This is a genomic window from Pantoea sp. B65, from assembly GCF_047308185.1.
Lineage (GTDB): Bacteria > Pseudomonadota > Gammaproteobacteria > Enterobacterales > Enterobacteriaceae > Erwinia.
Genome location: NZ_JAHXPU010000019.1, coordinates 1 through 25,740, shown reverse-complemented (window position 1 = coordinate 25,740; position 25,740 = coordinate 1). Strand labels below are relative to the sequence as shown.

29 protein-coding genes and 5 pseudogenes are annotated in these 25,740 nt (G+C 50.3%); 17 read left to right on the top strand and 17 right to left on the bottom strand.

Translation table 11 applies throughout. From position 1 onward, the window contains the following. The first annotated feature begins 47 nt into the window (after positions 1 to 47). Together JWF83_RS08835 and JWF83_RS08830 are read left to right on the top strand one after the other, a co-directional pair. Complete coding sequence (locus tag JWF83_RS08835) at positions 48 to 944, top strand: Rpn family recombination-promoting nuclease/putative transposase (protein WP_413649837.1); 897 nt, start codon at positions 48 to 50, stop codon at positions 942 to 944. Positions 945 to 1,283: 339 nt separating this feature from the next. Then, positions 1,284 to 1,664: an Arm DNA-binding domain-containing protein gene (locus tag JWF83_RS08830; RefSeq protein WP_413649834.1), complete on the top strand. Its 381-nt coding sequence runs from the start codon at positions 1,284 to 1,286 to the stop codon at positions 1,662 to 1,664. 199 nt (positions 1,665 to 1,863) lie between these two features. Here JWF83_RS08830 and JWF83_RS08825 read toward each other — a convergent pair whose 3' ends face one another. The 3 genes from JWF83_RS08825 to JWF83_RS08815 form a co-directional block, all read right to left on the bottom strand. Beyond that, a complete protein-coding gene (locus JWF83_RS08825) occupies positions 1,864 to 2,847 on the bottom strand; it encodes a saccharopine dehydrogenase family protein (protein ID WP_413649833.1) in 984 nt (327 codons plus the stop codon). A gap of 71 nt (positions 2,848 to 2,918) precedes the next feature. Further along, positions 2,919 to 3,320 (bottom strand): VOC family protein, encoded by a 402-nt coding sequence (locus JWF83_RS08820; protein ID WP_413649832.1) that lies wholly within the window; start codon positions 3,318 to 3,320, stop codon positions 2,919 to 2,921. 14 nt (positions 3,321 to 3,334) lie between these two features. After that, positions 3,335 to 4,078 (bottom strand): SDR family NAD(P)-dependent oxidoreductase, encoded by a 744-nt coding sequence (locus JWF83_RS08815; RefSeq protein ID WP_413649831.1) that lies wholly within the window; start codon positions 4,076 to 4,078, stop codon positions 3,335 to 3,337. A gap of 138 nt (positions 4,079 to 4,216) precedes the next feature. On the opposite strand from JWF83_RS08815, the gene JWF83_RS08810 reads away from it, so the two are divergent. Next, positions 4,217 to 5,092, top strand: coding sequence for an AraC family transcriptional regulator N-terminal domain-containing protein (locus JWF83_RS08810; RefSeq protein WP_413649836.1), 876 nt, complete (start codon positions 4,217 to 4,219; stop codon positions 5,090 to 5,092). Between the two features lie 37 nt (positions 5,093 to 5,129). On the opposite strand, the gene JWF83_RS08805 is transcribed toward JWF83_RS08810, so the two are convergent. Further along, positions 5,130 to 5,528: a winged helix-turn-helix transcriptional regulator gene (locus tag JWF83_RS08805; protein WP_413649830.1), complete on the bottom strand. Its 399-nt coding sequence runs from the start codon at positions 5,526 to 5,528 to the stop codon at positions 5,130 to 5,132. Positions 5,529 to 5,625: 97 nt separating this feature from the next. On the opposite strand from JWF83_RS08805, the gene JWF83_RS08800 reads away from it, so the two are divergent. The 5 genes and pseudogenes from JWF83_RS08800 (at position 5,626) to JWF83_RS08780 (ending at position 7,580) form a co-directional block, all read left to right on the top strand. Next, on the top strand, positions 5,626 to 6,090 hold the full coding sequence (locus JWF83_RS08800) for a nuclear transport factor 2 family protein (protein ID WP_413649829.1): 465 nt from the start codon (positions 5,626 to 5,628) through the stop codon (positions 6,088 to 6,090). Between the two features lie 27 nt (positions 6,091 to 6,117). After that, positions 6,118 to 6,318, top strand: a pseudogene (locus JWF83_RS08795) (ShlA/HecA/FhaA protein); the annotation flags it as partial. A gap of 56 nt (positions 6,319 to 6,374) precedes the next feature. Beyond that, entirely contained in the window at positions 6,375 to 6,761 is a 387-nt protein-coding gene (locus tag JWF83_RS08790; RefSeq protein ID WP_413649828.1) for a contact-dependent growth inhibition system immunity protein, read from the top strand. Positions 6,762 to 7,026: 265 nt separating this feature from the next. Continuing rightward, positions 7,027 to 7,281 (top strand): annotated as a pseudogene (locus tag JWF83_RS08785) (type II toxin-antitoxin system ParD family antitoxin). Between the two features lie 5 nt (positions 7,282 to 7,286). Continuing rightward, entirely contained in the window at positions 7,287 to 7,580 is a 294-nt protein-coding gene (locus JWF83_RS08780; protein ID WP_413649827.1) for a type II toxin-antitoxin system RelE/ParE family toxin, read from the top strand. A 348-nt stretch (positions 7,581 to 7,928) separates the two neighbouring features. Here JWF83_RS08780 and JWF83_RS08775 read toward each other — a convergent pair whose 3' ends face one another. The 5 genes and pseudogenes from JWF83_RS08775 to JWF83_RS08755 form a co-directional block, all read right to left on the bottom strand. Continuing rightward, positions 7,929 to 9,635 (bottom strand): DUF2534 family protein, encoded by a 1,707-nt coding sequence (locus tag JWF83_RS08775; protein ID WP_413649826.1) that lies wholly within the window; start codon positions 9,633 to 9,635, stop codon positions 7,929 to 7,931. Positions 9,636 to 9,729: 94 nt separating this feature from the next. Further along, positions 9,730 to 10,104, bottom strand: coding sequence for a copper homeostasis periplasmic binding protein CopC (gene copC, locus JWF83_RS08770; RefSeq protein ID WP_413649825.1), 375 nt, complete (start codon positions 10,102 to 10,104; stop codon positions 9,730 to 9,732). Between the two features lie 178 nt (positions 10,105 to 10,282). Next, positions 10,283 to 10,645: pseudogene (locus JWF83_RS08765) on the bottom strand (TonB-dependent copper receptor); the annotation flags it as partial. 212 nt (positions 10,646 to 10,857) lie between these two features. Continuing rightward, on the bottom strand, positions 10,858 to 11,358 hold the full coding sequence (locus JWF83_RS08760) for a DUF2946 domain-containing protein (protein WP_413649824.1): 501 nt from the start codon (positions 11,356 to 11,358) through the stop codon (positions 10,858 to 10,860). Positions 11,359 to 11,506: 148 nt separating this feature from the next. Then, positions 11,507 to 12,412: a LysR substrate-binding domain-containing protein gene (locus JWF83_RS08755; protein ID WP_413649823.1), complete on the bottom strand. Its 906-nt coding sequence runs from the start codon at positions 12,410 to 12,412 to the stop codon at positions 11,507 to 11,509. Between the two features lie 107 nt (positions 12,413 to 12,519). Between JWF83_RS08755 and metC the strand changes: the two genes are divergently transcribed. The 4 genes from metC to JWF83_RS08735 are packed head-to-tail and all read left to right on the top strand — an operon-like array spanning position 12,520 to position 15,940. Next, a complete protein-coding gene (gene metC / locus JWF83_RS08750; RefSeq protein WP_413649822.1) occupies positions 12,520 to 13,671 on the top strand; it encodes a cystathionine beta-lyase in 1,152 nt (383 codons plus the stop codon). A gap of 33 nt (positions 13,672 to 13,704) precedes the next feature. Continuing rightward, a complete protein-coding gene (locus tag JWF83_RS08745) occupies positions 13,705 to 14,529 on the top strand; it encodes a transporter substrate-binding domain-containing protein (RefSeq protein ID WP_413649821.1) in 825 nt (274 codons plus the stop codon). After that, positions 14,529 to 15,179 (top strand): amino acid ABC transporter permease, encoded by a 651-nt coding sequence (locus JWF83_RS08740; protein ID WP_413649820.1) that lies wholly within the window; start codon positions 14,529 to 14,531, stop codon positions 15,177 to 15,179. The genes JWF83_RS08745 and JWF83_RS08740 overlap by 1 nt, the downstream gene beginning before the upstream one ends. Before the next feature lie 8 nt (positions 15,180 to 15,187). Beyond that, positions 15,188 to 15,940, top strand: coding sequence for an amino acid ABC transporter ATP-binding protein (locus JWF83_RS08735; RefSeq protein WP_413649835.1), 753 nt, complete (start codon positions 15,188 to 15,190; stop codon positions 15,938 to 15,940). Positions 15,941 to 16,407: 467 nt separating this feature from the next. Here the strand turns inward: JWF83_RS08735 and JWF83_RS08730 are convergent, their stop codons facing one another. The 3 genes from JWF83_RS08730 to JWF83_RS08720 form a co-directional block, all read right to left on the bottom strand. Beyond that, positions 16,408 to 16,674, bottom strand: coding sequence for a hypothetical protein (locus JWF83_RS08730; RefSeq protein ID WP_413649819.1), 267 nt, complete (start codon positions 16,672 to 16,674; stop codon positions 16,408 to 16,410). Positions 16,675 to 16,962: 288 nt separating this feature from the next. Next, positions 16,963 to 17,925, bottom strand: a complete 963-nt coding sequence (locus tag JWF83_RS08725) for an NmrA family NAD(P)-binding protein (RefSeq protein WP_413649818.1) — start codon at positions 17,923 to 17,925, stop codon at positions 16,963 to 16,965. 148 nt (positions 17,926 to 18,073) lie between these two features. Continuing rightward, positions 18,074 to 19,525, bottom strand: coding sequence for a carotenoid oxygenase family protein (locus tag JWF83_RS08720; RefSeq protein ID WP_413649817.1), 1,452 nt, complete (start codon positions 19,523 to 19,525; stop codon positions 18,074 to 18,076). 279 nt (positions 19,526 to 19,804) lie between these two features. Between JWF83_RS08720 and JWF83_RS08715 the strand changes: the two genes are divergently transcribed. Then, positions 19,805 to 20,413, top strand: a complete 609-nt coding sequence (locus JWF83_RS08715) for a TetR/AcrR family transcriptional regulator (RefSeq protein ID WP_413649816.1) — start codon at positions 19,805 to 19,807, stop codon at positions 20,411 to 20,413. A gap of 4 nt (positions 20,414 to 20,417) precedes the next feature. On the opposite strand, the pseudogene JWF83_RS08710 reads toward JWF83_RS08715, so the two are convergent. Beyond that, positions 20,418 to 20,537 (bottom strand): annotated as a pseudogene (locus JWF83_RS08710) (IS3 family transposase); the annotation flags it as partial. 166 nt (positions 20,538 to 20,703) lie between these two features. Here JWF83_RS08710 and JWF83_RS08705 point away from each other — a divergent pair. Both JWF83_RS08705 and JWF83_RS08700 read left to right on the top strand, forming a co-directional pair. After that, complete coding sequence (locus JWF83_RS08705; protein WP_413649815.1) at positions 20,704 to 20,955, top strand: hypothetical protein; 252 nt, start codon at positions 20,704 to 20,706, stop codon at positions 20,953 to 20,955. A 642-nt stretch (positions 20,956 to 21,597) separates the two neighbouring features. Next, a complete protein-coding gene (locus JWF83_RS08700; RefSeq protein ID WP_026111828.1) occupies positions 21,598 to 21,807 on the top strand; it encodes a glycine zipper 2TM domain-containing protein in 210 nt (69 codons plus the stop codon). A 75-nt stretch (positions 21,808 to 21,882) separates the two neighbouring features. Here JWF83_RS08700 and JWF83_RS08695 read toward each other — a convergent pair whose 3' ends face one another. After that, complete coding sequence (locus JWF83_RS08695; RefSeq protein WP_413649814.1) at positions 21,883 to 22,734, bottom strand: MBL fold metallo-hydrolase; 852 nt, start codon at positions 22,732 to 22,734, stop codon at positions 21,883 to 21,885. Between the two features lie 277 nt (positions 22,735 to 23,011). On the opposite strand from JWF83_RS08695, the pseudogene JWF83_RS08690 reads away from it, so the two are divergent. Continuing rightward, positions 23,012 to 23,227, top strand: a pseudogene (locus tag JWF83_RS08690) (LysR family transcriptional regulator); the annotation flags it as partial. Positions 23,228 to 23,384: 157 nt separating this feature from the next. On the opposite strand, the gene JWF83_RS08685 reads toward JWF83_RS08690, so the two are convergent. Continuing rightward, complete coding sequence (locus tag JWF83_RS08685; protein ID WP_413649813.1) at positions 23,385 to 23,870, bottom strand: MarR family winged helix-turn-helix transcriptional regulator; 486 nt, start codon at positions 23,868 to 23,870, stop codon at positions 23,385 to 23,387. A 70-nt stretch (positions 23,871 to 23,940) separates the two neighbouring features. Here JWF83_RS08685 and JWF83_RS08680 point away from each other — a divergent pair, with 70 nt between their 5' ends. Then, positions 23,941 to 24,876: a quinone oxidoreductase family protein gene (locus JWF83_RS08680; RefSeq protein ID WP_413649812.1), complete on the top strand. Its 936-nt coding sequence runs from the start codon at positions 23,941 to 23,943 to the stop codon at positions 24,874 to 24,876. Positions 24,877 to 24,948: 72 nt separating this feature from the next. On the opposite strand, the gene JWF83_RS08675 is transcribed toward JWF83_RS08680, so the two are convergent. Both JWF83_RS08675 and JWF83_RS08670 read right to left on the bottom strand, forming a co-directional pair. Beyond that, positions 24,949 to 25,158 carry a YdgH/BhsA/McbA-like domain containing protein gene (locus JWF83_RS08675; protein ID WP_413649811.1) on the bottom strand — a complete coding sequence of 70 codons (210 nt, stop codon included), beginning with the start codon at positions 25,156 to 25,158 and terminating at the stop codon, positions 24,949 to 24,951. A 260-nt stretch (positions 25,159 to 25,418) separates the two neighbouring features. Beyond that, a complete protein-coding gene (locus tag JWF83_RS08670; protein ID WP_413649810.1) occupies positions 25,419 to 25,634 on the bottom strand; it encodes a YdgH/BhsA/McbA-like domain containing protein in 216 nt (71 codons plus the stop codon). Positions 25,635 to 25,740 lie beyond the last annotated feature (106 nt).

The window sequence follows — 25,740 nt, the reverse complement described above, 5'->3', positions numbered from 1 at the left end:
AAGTGATAGAGTCCGCGCATGTCAACCCGGATGACAGGAGCCACGGAATGGGGACCACTTCCACACCGCATGATGCGGTATTCAAACAGTTTCTCACTTCCCCTGACACCGCCAGGGATTTCCTGCAAATCCATCTGCCACCGGCACTGTTGCAGGGCTGCAAACTCGACACCCTGCATCTGGAGCCATGCAGTTTTATTGAGGAGGATTTACGGGCGTTCTACTCGGATGTGCTGTATTCACTGCAGACCGACAGCGGGGAAGGCTATGTCTACTGCCTGATTGAGCATCAGAGTTCACCAGACAAAAATATGACCTTCCGGCTGATGCGTTACGCGATTGCCGCGATGCAGCGTCATCTTGATGCCGGGCATGAGCGTCTGCCGCTGGTGATCCCGGTACTGTTTTATCACGGCGCGACAAGCCCCTATCCGTACTCCATGAACTGGCTGCAGGCTTTCGGCGATCCTGAACGGGCGGCCCGCGTTTACGGCAGTGATTTCCCGCTGGTGGATATCACGGTGATCCCTGACCGGGAGATCCTGACGCACCGGAGCATGGCGCTGCTGGAATACCTGCAGAAACACTGCCGCCAGCGCGATCTGATGCTGATGCTGCAGCCGCTGGCAACGCTGATAAACAGTGGTTACACTACAAGAGAACAGCTGATTGCGGCGGTGAACTATATGCTGCAGGTGGGTGAAACGGCTGATCCGCAATCATTTATGCGTGCCCTGGCAGAGCGCACGGGCCAACATGAGGAACTGATGATGACGGCTGCAGAAAAGCTTGAGCAGAAAGGTCTGGAGAAAGGTCGCAAGGAAGGCATTAAGGAAGGAATTATGGAAGTTGCCCGTAAAATGCTTTCAGAAGGTCTGGATAGCCGTAATATCATGAAAATGACAGGGCTGACGGAAGATGAACTGAGGCAGCTTCGCCGGTAACCGGTGGCGCGTATGGATTCTTGTAAAGGTGCACAACCCGGGGCCGGAACGGGGGCTTTTTGATAAACAGCCAGAAATAATATGATTAAAATCATCTGGTTATTTCGTGATTCAAGTCCCGCCCCGGCACCATTGTTTCAGAAAAGAGTCACCTCAGGGTGACTTTTTTTTCGTCCGCATCCTTCCGTGGCGGTGTGTAAGTGACTGTTTCCTATCTTAATAGTCTGCTGTAAACCATCCCTCAACAAAAGTCATTCAGTGCATACTGGGGTGCTTCCGGACGTTGAAATCCGCGTCATTTGGGGGTCAAATTGGGGGTCAGGCCAGTAAGGTTGAGATGTGACCCCCAAAATGCCCCTGACAGACCTCGCCATTCGTAAAGCAGCCCCGCGTAGCAAGGCTTACAAGCTGAGTGACGGCCATGGCCTTTACCTGCTTATTAGTCCGTCAGGTTCAAAACTCTGGTATCAGAAATTCCGGTACGACAGTAAAGAGAACAGGATAGCACCAGGTGCTTATCCGTCGATTACCTTACGCGACGCCAGAGAGCTGCAGTTGCAGGTACGAGCAACTCTGGATAAGGGGAGCAACCCGGCAGAACAACGCAGGGAAGAAAAGCGAGGTGCTGTCCCCCAACATACCTTCAAATCTGTTGCCCTGGTCTGGCTGGTCAGTAACCGTACCTGGTCAGAAGAGCATGCTGAAAGAGTAAAACGCTAGACTATGAATCACCCGCAGAGCGGTTCAATAAGTGTGTTGCATCCATCGGTTGAACTCACAGCGAAGAACGTACCTTATTGGTCTGAGAATAACTGTAATCCCCTGATAAGGTAATGAAACTCATTCGTATCTAATATGGCTCTTCGGTTATTTTTTAGATATGGATTTGGCCTGAGCCATTACGGCTCAGGTTTGTGATCTATGCCTCGGTGATTGAGGTGTCCGCTATGGTTTCTGCGAACCCTTTACCAAACAATTCTGCAGGCGTCTGGAAACCTGGGCGTGCGAGTCCGGCCAGTACCCTTCGTGCTGCCTCCGTTGCAGCCAGGGCAGTGAAGCTGTAACCGTTGACTGTGTCTAGCAGCATTCGCACTGTCTTACCCTCAGCACTCACCACTTCGGCAGCAGCCTGATAGCGATTCTCTTCGCGTTCCTGTGCTGATGGGCCATCGGGTATAGTGGATAAATCCCCCCGGGGAAAGCCAGTCCCGGTAATATGCACAAACGTAGCGATGTCAGGAATGCCCGTTGCTCTCCAGACAGTAACCAGGTCCGGCAGGGTTACGGGAAAACATTTGCGTGCGCCTTTGCCAAAATCGAATGACCTCAGTTCATTGGGGTCCTGCTGTATCAATTGCCCATTAAGTCTTACCAGACATTCCGGCGATAGATTCTCCGTCGCGCTTATCGCAGAACCTCGTGACATGGACCCGGTCACGTTCAGGGCCAGCGAAATGCTTCTGGGATCCTTTACCCGATCTGCGGCATGAGCCGCGAGGCAGCCCAGCATCGCTACAGTCCCTCCACACCCCGGTAGCAGCATTACGCCCGCAGCGGTGGCTTCCCTTTCATAGGTTTCAGCCAGCCTGTAACTGTCATGTTCGGCGGCCACATCAAGGTAATGCACTTGATTGCGTATTGCTGCTTTTATCAAAACGTCGGCTGTGTGCAAAAAAGGCCCCGCGCAGTTGAGCAGCACCGTAACATCTGCCAGCGCCTGATCAACGACAGATGGCTCTGCCAGTGTGAAGACCCGAAAAGGTAAGCTCAGCTCATTAGCCATAGCGGCCAGTTTTTCTTCATTACGCCCTGCAATAATAACCGGAATACCTGAAGCTAATGCGTGTTGAACAATCATGCTGCCGGTGTAACCGGTTGCGCCATAAATCATCAGAGTTTTCATATTTATCCTGTGTGCTAATGCACTTAGTGCATTAGCTGCCCAGCTTAGTTCAGCAAGTTCGGGTGTATTGGTTAACCATTGTGTTGCCAGCTTTTGTAAACAAATTCAAGGTGGTAACCGTCGGGGTCTCTGACCTGCGCCGCGTAGTAACGGGGGTCATAATGCCGTTGCGCACCGGGAGGGTGAATTTCGGTTGCACCCGCAGCGAGTGCTTCAGCATGAGCCGCGTTGACCATGGCTTCCGATTCTGCGCTGAAACCTACGTGAACAGCATCAGGGCAAACGGTTCCCTGCCTGAGCCAGAAAAATATCCGGCCATTTGCACCAAATCCTTTCAGGTCCGGGTGTCCGGATGGCCCCTGTTCACCGTCATAGTCATGGCGGTTTACGATGCCGAGAAGGGGCAGAACGCGCTCATAAAAAGCAATTGAGCGTTCAGGATCGCTGACCGAAATAAAGATATGATCGAGCATAGTGTGTTCCTCTATCAGATGTTATAGCCGCCAGCGACTTCAATTGACTGCGCATTGATCCAGCCACCATCGTCCGTTAGCAAAGAGGCAATCACGCGGGCCACTTCATGGGGCTCACCTACCCGTCCCAGCGCCGTTTGTGAAGCAAGCAGAGATTCAAATTCGTCATTGAGCCCACCGCCAAGTTCAGTGCGGATGGGGCCAGGCGATACTGAGTTCACTCTAATCCCGCGTCCGCCAAACTCCTTCGCCATATAGCGAGTAAGGACTTCAAGACCGCCTTTAAACGCTGCGTAAGGCGCTACTCCAGCGGTGGCGACACGCGTGGTGGCGCTTGTCAGATTCACAATGCTGGAATCCTTACGCAGCAAAGGCAGCAGCTTCTGAGTCAAAAAGAATGGCCCTTTGAGATGCACGTTCATCAAGCCATCAAATTGCGCCTCAGTTACGGTTTCAATTGGATTAAATAGTCCGTAACCGGCGTTGTTAACGAGGCCATCAAGTCCTGCCGCATTCCATTGTATTTTCATCTCCTGCTCAAGCGCAGTTCGGAATAGATCAAAACCGCCAACATCACCAACATCCAGCTTCATTGCAATGGCTTTACCGCCTCTCACTTTAATGCGATCAACAACGGATTCTGCTGCATCAGCCTGGCTGTTCCACGTCAGAATGACGCCAAACCCACGCCGGGCACACTCTATCGCGGTACTGGCACCTATTCCCCGGCTACCACCGGTAATCAGAACGTGTTTCATGATTGCTCCTGTAAGTGAAAGAATACGCTACACAGGTTACGCACCAGGATTGGCGCTGGCTTATGCGATCCTCTTTGATTGTTGCCCGATTCTGCTTTTATGTTGTTGTTGGTAACAGAGGCGTGTTATCAATCGCTGATGGAAAATAAATTACGCGAACTTCGAGAGCTGGCTTCCGGAGCCGGAAACCAGCGGACAGAGACGGGAATTCCCCGGGTAGCAATGGTGCAGGGAGAAATTCCTGAGCACAGGCTTTCTGCTGTTTATGAACCGATGATTAACCTGATCCTAACGGGTTCAAAGAGTATGACTGTCGGTGGCAGGACCTTGCACTATAATCCTGCGACTTACTTTGTGATGTCAGTAGACTTACCCGCAGTGGGTAATGTATTTCCCGATGTCGTCACGAATGCACCTTATCTTGCTGTCAGCCTGACGCCCAAACCAGAAATTATTGCCGATCTGCTGGACAGTCTTCCCAGGGCTGACGCTGCTTCTCTCTATCATTCAGGATTTTCAGTTGCGCCAGTGACGCAGCAATTACTGGATGCATGGCTGAGGATGCTTAGCCTTATCAGAACGCCGGATGAAATTGCCGCTCTGGCTCCCGCGTATGAACGGGAAATTCTTTTTCGTGTACTGCAGGGACCGCTCGGCTGGATGTTGCGGGATATCGCTACGCCTGATACGCATCTTGCACGGATCTACACGGTGATTAACTGGATTAAGAAGAATTACACACAAGCCATACGTGTGGAGGAACTGGCTGAAATGGCAGCGCTGAGCGTGTCCGCCTTTCACCGCCACTTCCGTGCCATTACGGCCCTGAGCCCAATGCAGTACCAGAAACAAATCCGCCTGATGCAGGCCCGGCTCAAGCTCGCCACCTCGGGCGAAAACATTATGACTGTCGCGCTATCGGTAGGCTATCAAAGTCATACCCAGTTCAGCCGTGAGTATGCAAGACAGTTTGGGTTACCGCCGTCTGCTGATGTGAAAAAACTCTCCCTTTGAATTGCCCGCGACTAAGGTGAAGCGTAGATAGCCGGATCTATTCAGCCGCTCTCGCATCAAACGTGGCCTGAGCCAGCGTCACGTCTGAACTGTGCTCAATGGTCCAGTTGAATAATGCCTGAAAAGGCGCTTCGAGAGTGCGCCCTAAAGGAGTAATGCTGTATTCAACTGCAATCTGTGACGAGGGAATGACGCGACGGGAAATTATACCGTTGCGTTCAAGACGACGTAAGCACTGAGTCAGTGACTTCTGAGTAATACCGTCCATGCTTCGTTTTATCTCGTTAAAGCGTAATGGTTTGCTACAAAGAGCGAAAAGGATGGAAACAGACCACTTATCGGTTATTTGATCCAGCAACAACCGACCTGAAGCCTTGTCCCCGCAAGAAAGGCCGGATGAATGCGCCGGGCTGTGCTGCCTGGTGTCCACTGACATTTAGTTTACCTCCGTATACCTGGGTGAAAAAAAGTGCCTGATTGACACCAGGTATCCACAGTATACCATCAGGCACTCCAATCGTAAGGAGTAAATTATGTCAGTATCACTCACTGAAAATGTTGCAAACCAGCTTGCTATCGTCGATTCGCTGTACCGCTATGCGGCGGGAATTGATCTCAAAGACAAGGAGTTAATCAAATCGGCATTTACTGAAGATGCTGTGTCTGACTTCCGACCTGCCGGGGCTAAAGCGGGTTTTGAATATCCTGTCTTAGAAGGTAAAGAGGTGATAGCTGAAGCATTGCTGAATTCGCTAAGGCCGATTATCACCACTCATTCAGTGACGAACCCACGTGTAACAATCGATGGAGATAAAGCATATCTGGAGGCGATAGTGGAAGCGCAGCACTTACCTGAATCAGATTCCTCACGCCACTATCTGATGAAAAATCGTTATGACGTTGAGCTTTTAAAACATCAAGATGGCTGGTTCATATGTCGGGTAACAGTTGATAATGTTTGGCGGACAGGTGACCCGGCAGTATTGGCAGGGGTGTAGTGGAGACCGAATTACTGAACCGCCACAAAAATTGATCACACGATAAAAAATGTCCTGAAAAATCATGATATAACCGGCACGCTTAAGGATATGGATGGAAATCCTGTACCTAAAGAAAGCGGTGGTTATTGGGATCATATGCAGGAAATGCAAAATACCCGCAGAGGGTTAAAAAATCATGCTGAAACGCTGAAAAACGTAAATAATCCTGAGGCTCAAGCTGCATAGGGCAGGGCAACTGATGCCATAAACAAAATTGAATCAGCGCTGAAAGGGTATGGAATATGATTACCTTCCGCAAATTGGTAGGAAATATTAATACAACGAAAGATCCAGGTCAGCAGTCTTCTCTTGAGGCATGGTTCGAAAGTGTTCTTGATGTCCCGGTTGAAGGCATGGCAGTAGAGGATCTCTGCCGTGCTGTGCGACAAAAAATATGTGTTGATCAGCTGATGCCAGGAATATTAGCTGTTCTGGCTGAAGATCCCCTCGCTGGTGATCTTTATGATGGCGAACTTATAGCAGCCCTGGCGACAATAAAAGGTGATGAGTTGCAGGGTCATAAAAAGACGTTTATCAAAATAAAGCATCTTATAAACCGGCTGGAACCTCAGGATATAAACAATGACCGGAAGAATGATATTTTAAAGATAAATCAGATAGCTGTATAAAGGAATCCCGGCCACCGAGCCGGGATTTTACTTTATGAACCAGCTCTCGCAGCCGGATGATCATCTGTCCGGTCTCAAACCCCAGTGCCCCCTTCAGAATGATGGCCGGTGACGTCGTGAACTTCCGGTGTTCCGGGACATAACCCGCGGTATAAGGGGGAGGGGCAGAACACCGGTAGCCGAATAAATAAGCAGTTGATGATAAAATACGACGCTGAAATACTAACAGATAATAACTGATAGTCATCGAGGCGGAGAAATCATCATGCCAACCAGTGTAGCCTTAAGCCCCTACTTCGAAGCATTTATCCGTGAGCAAATCGATTGCGGACGCTACAACAACACCAGCGAGGTGATCCGTGCCGGACTGCGTGCGCTTGAGGAACGGGAGCAACAGCTGAAGCTTGAAGCGTGACAAAAAGCGGTCAGCGCAGTAATTAACAGCGGTGAAGGCAGGGATGCCGAAGAAGTATTCGGTCGTCTGTCACGTAAGTATCACCGTATGGCTGAAGGTGACTAAAAAGCATGAAGCTGAGCGTATCGCCACTGGCAGAACAGGATATCGAAGCCATCGGTGACGATATCGCGCAGGATAATCCTGTAAGAGCGGCTGATTTCATTGAAGAGCTGTACCAGCAATGCCTGCTGATAGGTGAAACGCCGGTGCTTTATCGGCAGAGGCCTGAACTGGGAACCCATATCAGAAGCTGTGCTTATGATCGTATGCAGGGGGAGAGGAATTCCTCCATCAGCAGTGGAAAACACGATCAAAACAGGGAATACATACCCGACAAATCCATGCACCACTGGCTATTATGATCCAGTGAACAACATACGTGTTATTACTAACTCAGAGTCTGGTCACATAGTAACAGTTATACCGGGAGCACCGAAATAAAAATGAGTAGCCAACTCCCACCCCGGCACCATTGCTTCAGAAAAGAGTCACCTCAGGGTGACTCTTTTTTCGTCCGTATCCTTCCGTGTCGGTGCGTAACTGACTGTTTCCTATCTTAATAGTCTGCTGTAAACCATCCCTTAAAAAGTCATTCAGTGCATGCTGGTGTGGTTCGGTGAATCGGGCTTTACGCATGGCGATCTCCTCAGCGGACATAATCAGTATGCCGGAAGATCTCTGAAAGTGAATGGCTCGATTATGCGCGCTACTTACAGTTCTTCCTCACCCAAAAACCAGTACCACAGTGGAACAGACAGCAGCCCTGTAAATACAGATGAATAAACCACAATCATAAAAATCTGAGTTACCAACATCTCCGCTGACCAGTGGTTCAGGGGAATATGGTATTCATCAATTGCTCCCCCAATCATCGCTTTAGTCATTATTGCCAGAATAATCAGCAGGACGACTACGACTGCCGTTATAAACTGCCTGGTTTTTCTTGTTCGCAGGGAAATATTCACACTTTCCGTAGTGAGACGGGCATCAATAACATGGCGATTTCCCTGACGTTTCCAACGCAAAATATCAATAAGCAGGAATGCCAACAGGCTGATTCCCATCACGGGAAGTGCGTAGCCTAATGCCAGAGCGACCACAGCCGCGATTAACTTACCTGCGGTAGGCATTGTCAGCCAGGCAGCAAGCAACGTCCGCGCGGAGTGAGTTTCAGCTAACTTCGGACGACGTATCCACCACATGCGATATCCCAATACAATCATCATGCACAGCCCCAGACCAAACGCGGCCAGTATCAGCTGGTTAGGCAGGCCGAAGAGCACGCCCATATGTGCATCGACGCCCCAGCGGGTCAGTTTGGCAACAAGCGGGAATTTATCGAACCAGATGTGATCTACAATGCTGAAGTCATTGGGGTTGACGGAAACTGCGTCAACCTGGGTCGGCCAGCTGCGGTCCACTTCCGTTACTGTCCAGGCTTTATCGGCTGCTTTAGGTTGGCGCAGCTCAATTTTCGTTGCACTGATTCCGGCTGACCTGGCCGAATTCAGTACGCTGTCCCAGTCAGCATTTGGGTAGTTGATCGTTGCCGCCTTTCGCGGGGATGAGGCCATCGCAGGCATTGTCATGCCGGACATATTCATGCCGTCCATCGCACCTTTATGTTCGGCATGGGGATCTGTTGGCACGTCTGGAGCTGTACCATTCAGTACGGTATTCACCTGTGGGGTCAGCCAGCCCAGATCGCTGCGCATTTTATCGATATTATTCCCAGCCCACTGTGACCATGTAAGGCCAGTGACCGAAAAGAACACCAGCCCGGCGACCAGAATAAGTCCCAGAGTCACATGCCAGTGACGGGTGATCGCTAATTTTCCACTGACCTTGTTGGCCTTGCGACGAGGACGAGTGCTCAGCCATAGCACCACGCCGCCTAATGCTGCGACCCAGAGCCAGGAAGCCGCGAGTTCGCTGTAGTTACGACCCACATCGCCAAGCAGCAATCCCTGGTGCAATTGATCCAGCCACATTCTTAACGGCAGGACGCCTGATGTACCGTAAACTGTCATATCGCCCCTTACCTGTAGTGTATAAGGATCGATAAAAACTGAGCGGGATTCAGAAGGGCCAAGATTAGGATCGGCGAATTGTACTCGCGTGGTATCTGACGCACCGGGGGCAGGACGAACGGCATAAACTTTCATCGTTTCGCCAGCATAAAGGCGCGCGGCGTTGATTTGTTCAGACAGCGGTTTCGCGACTCCTTGTGGCTGAACAGTGAGTGCATCCGCGTACAGGACGTTCTCAATTTGCGGCGTAAGGACGTAAATCGTTCCGGTCAGTGCCGCAACGAAAATAAACGGGGCCACAAACAGGCCGATATAAAAATGCAGGCGACGTAAAAGATTTATAACCGCACTACGTGATGTTGGGTGATGTATAGAGATAGATGACATTGCCATTCCAGTCTTTTCAGTAGAAGTTCATACGCTGCCTGCTGCATTCATGCAGTAACCCGGGCATTCAGTTGTTGACTGCCCGGGCTCAGGCTTATTTAAGCGTAAAATTGTAGCTGCCTTTGGTTTTGTGACCATCAACAGAGAGTACATGCCAGTCAACCCGATAGCTGCCGGTTTTCAAAGGGGCGGTCAGCGGTACATTGACCACTTTGTTGTCAGCACTGTCGACGGTAAATTTACCGGTGTGCACCATGCTGCCATCGGCCCCCATCAGCATGACACCGCTGAATTTTGGTTCCACACCCTCGGTAAAGGTGAGTGTCAGCATTTTGGGTGACTCACTGATAGTTGCTTTATCAGCGGGGGTTGCGCTGGCGAGATGAGCATGAGCAAAAGCCTGCTGCGAAACGATGAGTGCAGCCAGAAAGCTGGTTGCGACGATGACGTTTTTCAGACGTTGTAACATATGATTTATCCTTACTTGAAAATGTCCTGACGAAATTGCCAGGTACGTGGTTCAACACTTTTCTTTAATACGGGATTACCCTGTTTGCTTCAGTCATCCGATCAGCTGCGCAGGTTTGAACTTGCCGCAAGTGCATCAGCTTTCTTGCTGAAATCCGCGACCAGCTCGATCATTGTCTTGGTGCATCCATACGCGCAGGGCAGGCGCCCAGCAACTCGCTGTTATTGGTCAAAATGCGCAGCCGGGAGCCAAACATGCCGCGAAAAACGGGATCGCCATTGGTACCGCCATTACGAATTTGCGAAAATCCGGGAATGGTTTTCAGGTAATCAGAAGCGTCACTGGCCGGAACTGGCTGACGTGTCGTTGTCAGGTTGTTGACGACCGTCAGAGGTGACAACTCCGGCGCTGTGACCGTAATTACCGGCTGATCCTCCATGATTTCAGCACGAACAGAATCTTCTGTTTCACTGGCTACAGTATTGCAGCTCACTACAAGTGACGCGCCGAAAAGGGACAGGCGCAATACACGATGTGCCATTCTTAATTCCTTACGAAATAGATAAAACTCCCCTGCAACATCATGTTGCAGAGTCATTAATCATTCATACCTGCGCAAATAATTTCGATGGTGATATTTTTTATTAGTTTATTTAAGGCGTGACTAGCTCTGCGCAGAGCACATTTGAATTTTTAATGGCTTTACTTCGAAATAATTCGAAAATAAGCATTTAGTTTTACTGGAATTAAAGATTAAAACGCAGGCGGCGCTCTTGGTTGAGATATGCCGGGAAAGAAAGTGACGGGTGTTACAGAGGAAAGAAGAGAAGGAGAGGCTCGGGAACTCAGTAGCAGCAGAGAGATGAGTGGGATTAATACCCATGCCAGCACGGGGAAATGCGCCAGAAGCTGACAGTAACCACAGGCGAAATCGTCCATCATACCCATGCCGCCATTCATCAAATGCGAAGCGGTTTTCGCAGTACTTTCATCGGACTGTTCAGCCATGACTTGGTGATCTGCGTTGGCCATCGGGTGGTCCATGGCATGATCCATCGGCATCATCGCCATATCCATCCCGTCCATCGCTTCAGAGGAAGGCTCTGTCATTACCTCGCCGTCAGACTGCATGCGCCGGTGTTCCAGAGTTTTCGAAATCTCTGGAGCGATAAACAGCATCAGGATTGCCATCAGGGCAATCAGGGCTGGTATCCGGCATTGAGACAGGCGATACAGTGTGAGCAAGTCAGGCATTCCAGTGTATGGGTGTCATATTGTCGGCAAGTTTAACTATTTTTTGTGAAAATGTTAAAAGGTTATTTAGTAAAATACACTGTTTATGCATTAAAACCGCATCGTATGGTTATAAATGCCTTATGCAGAAATACATTTCATCCGCAATCTACATCCTCTCACGCATCATTCTTAAATCTTTATCCAGCTGAATACGCAACGTCCGCATAAATGCTTTGGCGTTTTCCGACAAAGGTTTTCCCGGTCTGAAAATTAATAAACCTGAGAAATTAACCGCACTACTGAATGGTCTAATCACCAGGTCCTGATGCATAAAGTCAAAGGCAACAATTGGATTCACCAACCCCACACCAATTCCCTGACGGGCCATTTCACAGATACTCAATGAATAGGGCGTTTCGACCCGTATCGCAAGAGGGATGTTGAGATGATGCATCAGGCTGTCCAGCTGTTGTCGGCTGGCGTCTTCAGGACTGAGCGCGAGAAAATCCACCTCAGCCAGGTCGTGCGGATGAATGATGTTATGCCGGGCAAGCGGATGTAATTTTGGCATTACGACCACACCTTCGGCACGAAAGAACGGAGAGTGCTCAAGACCTGAGGTGGGTATCTCATCGGCCATCAGGCCAAAATCGACCTGACCGGCCATGACCTGCTGGTAGACATCCCGCGAGCTCAATACTTTTAATGAGATTTGAATATTGCGCTTCGCAATATCGAAGCTGGCAATTGCCCTTGGCAGAAACAGGTTCCCCAGCGCGGGATAGGCGGCAATGGTCAGTCTGCCAAGCCCCAGTTCACTGAGCGATCGCAGCCGGTGAGCAATGGCTTCCATGCCGATAAAATGCTCATCGACATCCACCATCAATGCACTCGCTTCCTGAGTGGGATGGAGGCGTCCGCGAACTCTCGCGAAGAGCTTCAGTCCGGCGTTATCTTCCAGTTTCCGAATTGCCTGGCTCACCGCAGGCTGGGAGATTTCCAGCTTCTCTGCCGCGCGACTGGTGCTGCCGGTCAACATCACGGCGCGGAATATCTCAATTTCACGGTACATAGACACCTTATAACCTGTGCTTATAGGGTAAATAAATATACGTATTGATGTAATCCTAACCCGCCGTAGAATCGAATGTAAGCACCAACACCAGTGGAAATTATAAAATGCAATTTAAAGACCCTGCCAATCAATCATTTGCCAGTCTTTCACCTGCCGTATGGCGTGCTTCGACCGTGGTTTTTGATAACTTTGAAGATTTCATTAATCGTAAATCCCGCCAGCCTGACGGTTACAGCTACGGTATCACCGGTACACCGACCTCCAGACAGTTGGAACGTCGTGTGGCTGAGCTGGAAAATGCCAGACATTGCGTCGTGTTGCCATCAGGGCAGGCGGCACTGATGACGGCGGTGATGGCTTTTGTCCGGGGTGGGGATCATCTGTTGATTTCCGACTCCTGCTACGGCGCGCTGAAAACCTTTGCCCGTAAATGGCTGAGCCAGATGGGGGTTGAGGTTGAGTTTTATCCGCCCACTATTGATGCGGGTATTGAAGCACTGATCCGTCCGAACACCCGAATGATTTGTCTGGAAGCGCCGGGTACGGTCACCATGGAAATGCAGGATGTGGCAGCTATTGTCGCAACGGCTAAAAAATATGGTGTGAAAACCATGATGGATAATACCTGGGCTAGCCCACTCTATTATCGTCCGTTGGATCAGGGGATTGACCTCTCTATCGAAGCGGCGACAAAAATGTTTGGCGGTCACTCAGATTTGTTAATGGGAACGATCAGTCTCAATGACGCCGATGATTACGCCATCCTGCGTGAAACCCAGAGCATTCTGGGGCAAAACACCAGCCCGGAAGATTGCTTCCTGGTACTGCGTGGGCTTGATACGTTTGCCCTACGTCTCCAGCATCAGAGTGCAAGCACCCGCGAAGTCGCCGCCTGGCTGGCAGAGCAGCCGCAAATTGAACAGGTTCTGTTCCCGGTACTGGAAAGCGATCCGGGCCATGCCATCTGGAAGCAGCAGTTCAGTGGTAACGGTTGCCTGTTCTCATTCATTTTTAAACCGGCTGCTGAAGGTGCGATTAGTGCATTCTTTAATGCCTTACAGCATTTTCCAATCGGTGCAAGCTGGGGCGGTACGCACAGTCTCATCGCCTACTATCCGGCAAGCCAGCAGCAGGCCAGAGCCTTTACTCCAACCCAGGAAGCTATTATTCGCATCTCTATCGGTCTGGAAGATGCGGATTTACTGATTGCCGATTTACAGCAGGCGCTTGAAGCCTGGCAGCAGTCGGCAGGTTAGTTTTTCACACCACAAGATGACAAGGGTATAACAATGAAAACGCAACTCCGTTTTATGTCTCTGGCACTGGGTGCCGTTCTCTCACTGAACGCGATGAGAGCCAGTGCTGCGGACAATACGCTGGCCGAACTGCGCGCGAAGGGTGAGATTCGAATTGCCAATACGCAGGCAAGCCCACCGTGGAGCTTTATTAACGATCAGAACCAGCCGGATGGTTATGACGTGGCAATGGCAAAGGAGATTGCGAAACGTATTGGTATTCATCACATTACCTTTGTGGCAGATACCTTTAAAAATTTTGTGGAAGGGCTGAAAACCGGTAAATACGATCTGGTGATGAACGACCTTACCCCAACGGCAGAACGTGAAAAGCAGGTGGATTTCTCTGCTCCTTACGGTGTCGAAGAGTTCCGTATCTTCGTGCTTGATAGCAATAAAGACATTCACGAACAGGCCGATCTCGCCGGTAAGAAGGTGGGTGCCACCACGGGAACCACGAATGAATCCTGGTCGCTGGAGCACCTGAAACAGTCCAAAATTCTGGGCTACGAAAACGGTGGTCTGGTATTTAACGATCTGGCAACCGGTCGTATTGATGTGGTTATCTCCTCGTTCTTTGGCGGCGAAAAGTACCGTAAAGCCAATAATCTGCCAATTAAAGCCGTTGGTCAGCCACTTACTTTCCAGCTGTCCGCCGCCGCGATGCCAAAAGGGCACAGCAGCCTGAAAGACGCGATTGATAAAGCGATTCAGGAAATGATTGCCGATGGTACCGTCATGAAGTTGTCTCAGAAGTATATCGGGCCGGATTATCAGATGACGGCAGATATCGAGAAAGCCAAAGCTGAGGTTAAGTAATGTATGAACTATTTCTGCGCTCCTTACCGCTGTTAAAGCAAGCGATTGTGATGACGCTGGGACTGGGCATCAGTGCTTTTATCCTCGGTAGCCTGCTCGGGATGGGAGTTGCGCTGATGCGCAACTCCACACTCAGAGTATTGCGTATGCTGGCTTTCACCTATGTTTCGATTTTCCGGGGCACGCCGTTGCTGGTGCAGATCCTGCTCATCTATTTCGGGCTACCGAGGTTAGGTATCACCATGGATCCGGTACCGGCAGCACTGACATCCCTGACCCTGTTCTCCGCGTCTTACCTGAGCGAGAATTTTCGCTCTGGCATCAATAGTGTGGACAAAGGGCAATGGGAAGCCTGCATGTCGATGGGTATGGGCTACTGGACCAGCCTGAAACGCATCATTCTGCCACAGGCATTCCGCATCGCCTTGCCACCGCTGGGCAGCCGTTTAATTGCGCTGATGAAGGATACGTCACTGGCCTCCACGGTTACGGTGATGGAGTTGACCCGTGTGGCTGAGCAGGTAGGTGCGACCACCTTCCGCTATATGGAAATGTTCCTGATGGTGGGCTTTATCTACTGGATGATTAATCAGGTCCTGACCATTCTGCAAACGTGGCTGGAAGGCCATCTGACGAGGCATATGCGATGAGCACTGAAATAATCAAAGTCGCGGTCAGCGCTCTGGCAAAATCATTCGAAGATCAGGTGGTATTGAAACAGGTCGACCTGAAGGTTAAGGCGGGAGAAGTCGTGGTGGTTTTAGGGCCATCAGGTTCCGGGAAAACAACGTTGCTACGATCGCTGAATTTCCTGGAACAACCTGACAGCGGCACGCTGGAAATCTGCGGGCACCGCATCGCCATTCAGGCAGGAAGCGCTCTAACACGTACAGATCGACACGAGATTACTCAGCTGCGTCAGAAAACAGCGATGGTCTTTCAGTCTTTTAATTTATTCCCGCATAAAACGGCGTTGGAAAATGTTATTGAGGGACTGATCAGCGTCAAAAAGGTCAATAAAAATCTGGCTCGTGAGCGCGGTATGGCTTTGCTGAAACAGGTCGGACTTTCTGAGAAAGCGGGAAGCTATCCGTCTAAACTCTCGGGCGGACAAAAACAGCGAGTGGCCATTGCCCGGGGCTTATCGATGGATCCTGAGGTAATTTTCTTTGATGAACCGACTTCAGCGCTTGATCCTGAACTCCGTGATGAAGTCCTGACGGTCATGCGTGATCTTGCGCGTGCAGGAATGACGATGATCGTTGTCACTCACGAACTGCGTTTTGCACGCGAAGTGGCTGACCGGGTCATTTTTATGGAAGGCGGTATTATTCAGGCTAATGAGCCGCCGGAGATATTTTTCGGTGAAAACAGTAGCGCACGCGTTAAGCAGTTTCTTTGCTGCTACTGAGATTCCGGGTCAGGGATGACCTGGTATTTTCGAACGATGATGTCCTGAAATTTTTAATACTGCTATTTAAAATAAAAACTAAAATTTTTGCTAAAAAATATTTTAATTTTCAGTGAGGAACTGAATTAAATAAGCTGGCTGTCAACATCATTAAATGTAGTGCTTAACCACGACCCATCTTCCATGGGATTTATTTCATTTATTAATAATCAGTTGCTAAGATAACTTTCCTTGACATTACGGATGAAATTTTGCAACCACCAACCTGGTGCTCTCTAAGGTAGTCAGTGCCATACTTCTACTGACTGTATTACTCCGGGAGTAACATTAAATTAACAAGATCAGAGTTGTTGGTATCGATATTGCCAAATTTATTTTTCAGGTATGTGTCTGGTGACCATAACCTCCTGCGAGTCCGGGACAGCACTCATACAGGATGTTATGGCATATACAACAAGCCGGGAGTGTTATTTTAAAAACAAAAAGTCCACTGCTGCAATCAGTCCTACGATGAGTGCGATGAATGCAGCCCCTGTGGCGAAGGCATATTCAGTTTTCTGTTCTTCTTTTCGTATGTCAGCAAAACGGGCAAGCGCGCCTTTTGCATTCGGTGCGCTTACCTCTTCAAATTGTTTTTGATAGCCCTGGCCGGTCAGCAGAGATGCTCCTCCTGCGTCTGATTTTTCCAGCACAGCGGTGTTATTACCCTTTTTGAAAAAACAGTAATCCGGCATAAGGTGCTCCACGGGGAAGATGGTCGTCATGAGATAAGATATCTAATCTTGCCTGGTTCTGTACACACATATCTACTACTGTGCAGCCTGTACCTGCTACCTGAATTCATTAGATACATACTGTCATGATTCGGGAGATGTGCTTCCCGAATCGACAGCCACTACCCATTGATGCGGGCCGGTGGCTCTTATTACATTGCGTATCAGGATAATGCTGCGGGTAATGTTTTTCTGCATTAAAAATTAAACAGTTACATCCGCTGCGCATTTCCTCCTCGCACGAGAATATTAAAGAATGTCTTTCCAGTGGCGAACGTTTTCCTTCCAGATATAGCTGTATTTTTCGACCAGGTCTTTTGCGGTAAGCGCCTGTTGTCCGGTAATAATGTGGAAGTCGTCAGATGCCACATCCATCAGGCCTTCAGCGATACTGGCCTCATTCGTCACCATATCATTCCCACACCAGGGTACCGGAGACAGAGAAAAATCTTCGTCGGTATTGCGTGGAATATGAATGGAATCAAGATACTCAAAGAACGCATCTTTTCCTACCGGACAATATTCAATAGAAATGCCTGAAATCTGGCTAATAAGTTGACATAAATCTCTCTGAGACACTGACTCGCGCCCTGTAATATTATATGCCTGCCGGTCTTCTCCTTTCCCCAGTAATAATGACGTACCGACCAGTGCGCTGTCATCTTTAGCAATATACGTGGCTTTTCCTTCTCCTGCCGTTGTATACCACTTATTTCCCGATAATAACGCCAGCATCACCGATGTCGTCAGATAGTTTTCCAGATAAAGATTATTCCGCATGACGTTATAATTGATACCGCTTTCGCGCAGGTAAATCTCCGTTTCCGTATGGTCTGGCGTAACATAGACATGGGCGTAGGCAGGGTCCGTTGCACCAAGAAAAGAGGTGTAGGTAATGTGGTCGAGGCGTGCTTTTATCGCTGCATCAATGACATTTTTATGTTGCTTCACGCGTTTCTCGCCAATCAGAACGCCGGAAACCATAAACAGGCGCTGACCACCGGTGAACGCCGCCAGCAGTTGCTCCGGATTATCATAATTGGCAGTCCGCAATGTAATGCCTAATCGTGACCAATATGCACGGGTGTCGGCCGGAATACGTTCCGGGAAAGGGCATGTAAAAATCAGGTCGCCGGGTACGGTATGTTTAATCATATTTTCAGCAACGCGGCCGCCCAGTTTTCCATCGACGCCAGTTATCACATATTTCACAGAACTCTCCTTTACACTCAATAAGTTTAATTAAATTTCCGCACTTTCTCATCAATGTGCAACAGACCATGGAATGGTGTTTCTCAGGCGGAATATGGCATGACACCGGCTTACAACCGGTGTCAACGCGTTATATCGTTACCGTTGTTTAATCTCCTGACCAGTTACCATGTAAAGACATCCGTAAACGAAAAGGTATTTTGACTTTGGCTATCGGTCCGCTTGTCCATTGTGCAGTATCAAGGATCACCAGCTCGGAACTTCGTGTTCTGAGATCATTCATAACGCTGATGACCCATCCATCACCTTCAGGCGCTGTGGGATGGCGCGGAATGAAGATCGGCTCCTGAAAACACTGCGCGTCGCCCGGATACCACATCTCGCTGTCACCGGTAACCACATTGATTCGCGCCAGCTGATTGAAGAACTGGAATGGCGGTGCGCCCAGCGCCGCCGTATCGAATGGCAGTTGCGGATCGTAGGCGAGTGTAAAGCCATAACGGTAGGGTTTGCCGCTATAGCGCTCATCGCAACGAGGGAACTCACAAGGGAAGGGGGTGCTGGTCAGTAACTTTGGAACAACAGTCGCATCATTGGTATCCAGGTCGAACGTCCAGCGCCTCAATGCCGCCTTCAGTGTTTCTGGCGGCGGGACATAGCCATCCTCCTGGGGGAAGAAATAGAACACATTACCGTTTGTCACCGGCATATCGACGAAGATTTTATTGCCTTCCTCATAGGCGTTGAGGGTATGGCCCTGGAAGCCACCGGCTGGCCCGTAATACCACTGCATCTCTTCTGCGGTTCCGCTGCGCGGCAGAATGCCGAAAAGCTGAGGTAAATCTGGTTGCCACTGGAAATGCTGTCCGCCGTTTTTCATCCGATCGAGATCGGCGGTCAGCGGGATAATGGGAAAAATGACATAATTCTCGGTGATGGCGAAGTCGTGGATCATGGCGGCATACGGGGCCTGGAACCAGATCTCCCGCAGTAATTTGCCTTCGTCGCTGATTTCGAAATAGGCGATGTCAGGCGTTGCCTCACCTTTGGCTTCATAGGCGAAACAGAGCAGCGCGCCGTTGTTCGGGTCCACTTTAGGATGGGCGGTAAAGGTTGCTGAGGTGATTTGAGCGTGGAAGTTCCATTCGCCGAGCGTTTCCAGCGTGTCCGGATTTAGCGCCCAGGGCAATGCGTCCTCTTTCATCGCCAGCAGGATGCCATTGTGTTTGATGACGGTGGTGTTGGCGGTGGTATTGTTGTCTGCCGCCAACGGGTCGTTGGTGTAGACATTGCGATAAATACCGTTCAGGGAACGATGTTCGCGGCGCTGGGCTTTTAAACGTTCGGTTTCCACATAACGGCGTTTCAGGCTGACTTTACCAGCCCCGAAACGGAAGGCGCTGACGATGCCGTCGCCGTTGAAAAAGATATCATTGCCGAGCATGGGTGGATAATGCGGATCGGGCGCGACCTGATAAAAGGTGCCTTTGATGGCATCAGGGATCGTGCCCTCGATCTCAAGATCGACAACACTGGCCTCGACGCGGCTGGGCTGGTAAAGACCGGTGAACTCGGGAGTGTCCGGAAATTGCAGGCTCATACATTTACTCTCCATTGCTACGATGTTTATCAATAGTTATCGCGATTAATCATCCAGTCGTTGTTGAAGCGACCCAGCCCGCTGTTTTTTCCTCCCCCAACATGCTGTGCGGATCACCATTAGGCGAAAGATCGTGGTGTCGCGGTCTGCCGGGTATCGCATGATCGACTCACTCAATAACTGAACGATGTCGTATACTTTAGCCATATTCTGGATCAAAGATCAATATATCTGTACGATACTGTTCAGGAATAAGAATCAGGATCAGGTAAGAGAACGATGCGCAAGAAAACCGAAGACCGGCGTTTAAAGTTTGTGATGGCTGCTGGTAAATTATTTATGAGTCATGGGTTTGCTGCGGTGACCATGGAATCGATCGCGGCGGAGGCGGCCAGTTCCAAGGCGACGTTGTATAACTATTTCTCATCTAAAGAGACCCTGTTTGCGGCGTACGTCGTCGAGGCGGGAAAAGGATTGGTGGAAAGATTACTGGATGCGCCGGCCTGTAGTCAGACGCTGCCCGATACCCTGCATCATCTGGGCATGTCCTATCTGGAACTGGTGACCAAACCGGATATTGTGGCGCTGAACCGCCTGATCATAGGCGAAGCGGGACGTTTCCCTGAACTGGCGCATCTGTTTTATGGTGAGGGGCCGAAAAAAACCCTGTCCTATATCGACGAAGTTATGAGCGGACTGATGGAAAAAGGGTTGCTACGTCAGGCTGAGACGCGGACAGTGTCATTGCATTTCAAGGTGTTGTGTGAGGCGGGGATGGTAGAGAGAATATTGTGGGGACTGGAGCCTGTGCCTGCGGAAAACGCGGCGCTGGAATCGGCGGTGGCAACCGGCGTACAGGCGTTTATAGGACTTTATGCCAATCCGTAACGACGTAAAGACGGTGTATGGTGATATCAAGGCCTGTCGCTACGCTTGAAACGGAATGGCCGCGATCGACTGCCTGTCTGATCGCTTCGACCATGCACTCTTCGGGGTCACGCTTACCGCTGATGGGCACCTCTTTTTAAAGCCGTCTTAAATGACGCTGAGGTGTTGTTAAAACGGTGGCGATTCAGAATGTAAATCCGCGGCGAGAGGTGATAATGGTCACTTAACACCGGTAATGCGGACGATATAATTCAGGCCAGCGGCACCCCGTTATACACAGGAGGTGGATCATGGCCGAAAAAGTGACTTTGAATCTCAGCTACGCTGAGCTGACCTTCTCAGTCGAGGATATGATAATGGACTGCCTTGACCAGGTGAGGGCCCGACAGCCGGATCCGCACTTGTGGATGGAGAGGGCATGCGCTGCCAGAGATGTCTGGTATGCACTGGCATGTGCCGCTGGCCTGTCGGAGGAGATCGTAGAAGCCGATTACCTGCGCCTGATGGCAATGACTGACGGCACAAAACCGCACAGGAGATAAGACGCCGCCAGGTGCAGTCAGGTCAGGCAGGCGGATTATTGTGCTGTTGTCAGACTGATGCCCAAACTGAATAAGTTAATCATATTTTAATCTCCCGTCGCCATGGTTACAGGGTAACCACCCGGATACTCTGCGTGTGTTGTTCATTGACGAATTCTTAAACTGGAAAAAATTGAGTGAGGTTGACCTGGAGATATGTATCGCCAGTATTTTGCTGCGCCGTTGTTATTTTTTTTATGATTTTTCCTGTTGTTCACATACTTAATCACTGATATGTAAAAGCAGAGAAAAAAGTGGCGCCGTGCCGCGCTATCAGCCAGCTTATTCCGCAACTGTGCGCCGCGATACTACTACAAGTGTACGACGATGCCCGCGGACAGCGAGCATATCTGCCATGATATCAGCATGCTGAAGCGGAACGCTACTGCGTGACTGACACAGTTCACTGACCGCCCGCGATTAACTTTTTAATATTCTCAGCAGTACCACATTAAAATAGGATTTTTTACCTGGTGGAATATTTGCAGCTGCAGTAAATTTACGGCGAAGGAAATTGCCAGATGCTATGGATTTGGCGTTTAAAAAAACAATCACATTTAACGCTATTACATTCCATTAAAATTAATGGTAATGGGGTTTTTGATGCTTTTAAAACGAAGCTGTACAGTTGCTATTGTTTTGCTGGTCACGCTATCTGTTTCGGCATGCGGTATGTCACATCGCGGCCGAAACACCGCGATCGGGGCGGGTGTCGGTGCCGTCGGGGGCGCGGTGCTAACCGGTGGCAGCACCTTTGGAACGCTGGGGGGCGCCGCGATTGGCGGCCTGATTGGACATGAGGTCAGCCGCTAAGCTTACTTTATTAACGGTTTCGCCTGGCAGTATCACCGCGGCGAAACCGATAAGATCCCATCTTTCCTTTTCTTGCTATTCCCTGCAGTCGTCAGAATATACGATATGGTATCCATGGGAAGCGGGTTGTACGCAAGCAAATCCCGCTTTGCCGAGGTGCATACCTGCAACGAGCTGCTTTTCCCTGGCAGTCTGTTCGAGGATCTTTTTCCGCGTGACTTCTGCCTGCACCGGGTCGCAGTCGAAAGCAATCGAGACGGACGGCTGCGCTGATTGAATATGCGGAAAATGCACAATATCTCCCCATATCAGAAGACTTTTACCACCAGAATCAATCCGGAACCCCGTATGGCCTGGCGTATGCCCGGGCAGCCATACCGGACGAATCCCCCCAACCACCTCATTCTCGTCGAGGAAGTTCAGACTTTGCGCATAAGCTTCCAGCGTGCGGCGGACCAGGGCAAAATTCCTCTGTTTCCGCTCGCTGGCCTGCCTGAACATGTCATCGTCCTGCCAGTATTTCGCTTCAAGAGGATGGAGATAAAGTTCAGCGCCTGTATAAACCGGACCGCCATCAGCATCGAGCAGCCCGCCGATATGGTCAGGGTGACCGTGCGTCAGAAGAATGGTATCGACGTCTTCAGGCTGGATCCCGGTTGCGCGAAGATTTTCCCGCAGTAACCCTCCTGCATTGTTCAGACCTCCGGTACCGGAATCAACCAGAATAGTTCGCCCCTGCCCGCGGATAAGATAGCTGTTGATCTGGATATGGCCGGGGTCAGTTATTCCGGCGACGCGCTGTATTTCCCCAGCCTCAGCGGTATCAATCCCGGATAACAGATCCAGGCTGGCGGCCATATTCCCGTCACTCAGGACGGTAACCAGAAAATCACCAATCTGGCGTGATGCAAACGAGCGATGGTTCATCAATACCTCTTTTCAGGACTAAAATCATGCCAGCCAGCTTCGCTCCCGGGATCGGTATAAGTGCATTCCACGGGATAAAACATTCTCTGACCAGTGCATAAATAAGCCATAACTGCCGGGCAGTCCTGGCTACTGATGTTTCATCATGCTATCTGCTGTATTTACCCGTCGGAATCGATATTATCTCATCCCTCAGTGATATTTAGTCACTGAAGAAAATTGCCTCCGTATTCGGAGAGCAGCATAGAGGCGCAGAAAACTCCCCGGCAACACTTCTCTGCTGGCATTTGAAGCTGCCGCCAGGCATGGTAATTTTGCCCGGGCGGCAGAGGAACTGACCCTGACGAAAGGGGCCATCAGTCGGCAGATTGCGCGACTCGAAGCTCTGCTTAGCTGCAGGTTGTTCGACCGGACAGGAAGCCACGTGAAGCTCAACCCGAACGGCGCACGCTATGCTTATCACCTGCGTGAAACGCTTGAACGACTCGACCGGGCCCCCGGTACGACCTCCATGAAATGGCAATCGCGCCGCGCCGGCGGGTGGCTGACGTACCGAAGCCCGGTGGTTATCATCCCATATGGTCGTTACATGCGTAGCTCGGTTGTTGTTTGTGCGGCACTGCGTCAGCAACGGGACAGGATAGCCATGCTTAGCCGGATTTTTTGTTGTGTTCCAGTTCGGTGAAATCGGCAATAAACTTTTTCAGTAATCTCTCCAGTTCCGTACGCTCATCCGCCTGCCACTGGCGGAAGACATCGTCATAAATTTGCCTGCGCGTCACGTCAATTTTATCGGTCATCGCTTTTCCTGCCGTTGTGATGGCGGCTTCATTAATCCGCTTATCTTTTGCGTTTTTCTGCCGCTGTGCCAGACCGGTTTCCTCCAGCTTCGCTACCTGACGACTCACCGTGGTGTAATCACGGCCTACCCGGTCAGCGAGTTCGACTACGCCAATTGGGCCAAAGCGGCTGATCAGCACCAGCAGCGGAAATAGCGCCCGATCAAGATGAACACCGGAGCCTTTTATCATTAATTCATCGCGTTGCGGGCGATTAAAAGTCCCGACGATAGTCAGCAACGCATCGTGTAAATCTTCATAGTTTGTGGTTTTATGTGTATTTTGCATATTTTTCATTGACGCCACCCAAAGGCAGGAATAATGTGTGTATTATACACTAATTATTCATTAACAGAAGGTGATAAAAATGAAAGCAGCGATGGTTTACGGAGCAGGAGAACTGCCGGTATACGGTGATTTTCGCGAACCTCAGGCCGATGAACGCCATATTGTGGTGACGGTTAAAGCTGCCGCGATAAGCCAGCTGGCCAAAGCGCGCGCTGCAGGAACTCACTACAGCTCAACGCTACAATATCCATTTATTACCGGGATTGATGGTGCTGGTTATCTCAGTAACGGTGACCCGGTCTACTTCCTGGCTTTTAGTTCCCCCTGGGGCAGCATGGCGGAGAGAACGCAGGTCACTCCCGATAGTATCGTACCGCTGCCTGCAACACTTGATCCGGTGGTGGCCGCCGCGATAGCCAATCCAGGTATGTCATCCTGGGCGGCATTAACGCGTCGCGCGCATTTGCGGAAAGGCGAAACGGTACTGATTAATGGCGCCACCGGCACATCCGGTAGCCTGGCAGTGCGCATTGCCCGTCACCTTGGCGCAGGGAAAATCATTGCTACCGGCCGCAACCGTGAGGTGCTGGAGAAACTTCGTACCGAAGGTGCGGATATTACTCTTACGCTGGATGCATTGCCGGCAGAACTGCCTGCATTAATGGCTGAGGGTATCGACGTGGTGCTGGATTATCTCTGGGGTCAGAGCGCACTCAATATTATGACGGCTGCCGTTGCCGGCGGCGAAAAGGTGGTGCGTTTTGTGCAAATTGGCGCGCTCAGCGGCCAGGAGATTTCGCTGCACAGCAAATTGCTTCGCTCATCAGGACTGACCCTGATGGGAAGCGGTCTGGGCAGTGTATCCAATGCAGAGCTGATTGCTGCTGTCGGTGAACTTTTGCAAGCAGCTGCGCAGAGCGATTTCTCTATTCCATTCCAGCAACGTCCGTTAAGCGAAGTGAACGAAGCCTGGGGGGCGGATGACAGCCGTTGCCGTACCGTATTTACCTTCTGACGTGCAGAGGGGCACATCCGTGGTGAAAGCGGCTGTCTGTGGATACACCACGCCAGTTAATTTATTTACTGCTTATCTGGTCAGTTCTGCCGTCATATGTACCTGGTTGCCGGTGAAAGCTTCGGTAATTTTGTAAGACGCGCCGGCATCTTTCGCTTGTGCCGCGATGTGGGCTTCCGCAGCGTCCAGGGTCGACGCGGTGGCGGTAATACTCTGGGCGAAGCTGCCGAAAGACATCAGTGACAGGGCTGAAACTGCAACGAAAGTTTTGATTGATTTCATGATCATTTCCTCGGTAAATTTTATTTATTGTGAGGCGTGTTACCTCGATGTGATAAATGATAAGCCTGCAGAATAATGATTGAAAGTCGATTGATTTGCTGATTTTTATCAAAAAAAATGAATAACAATCAGCCGTTATTGACGAAAGCGGCCGGCCAGAAGAACCCCTTCCTGAGACTATTGCCGAAGCCTGAACGGCCAGCGCAAAAAAGGCCGCCCGGTGGGCGGCCTCTTCTGGCACTTCCTTTTGCAACCATCCGTTATTTATAGATTTCGGCGGTCATATGTACACGGTTGTTGGTGTTGGCTTCTACAATTTTGTACTGCGCACCCTGCTGCTGAGCCTGTGCGGCCACTTTCGCTTCGGCACCTTCAAGGGTGGAAGAGTTGACGGAGATGCTCTGGGCAAAGCTGGCGAATGACATCAGTGACAGGGCGGTAACAGCGGCAACAGACAGCGTTTTGATAATTTTCATGGTTAAAATCCTTTCAGGTTTTTGGCGGAAGGCTGTGTGCCTTCGATGAAGTGATAATAACCCTGGTTACTATTAGCGTCTTAACTAATAGTGCGATCTGCGTCAC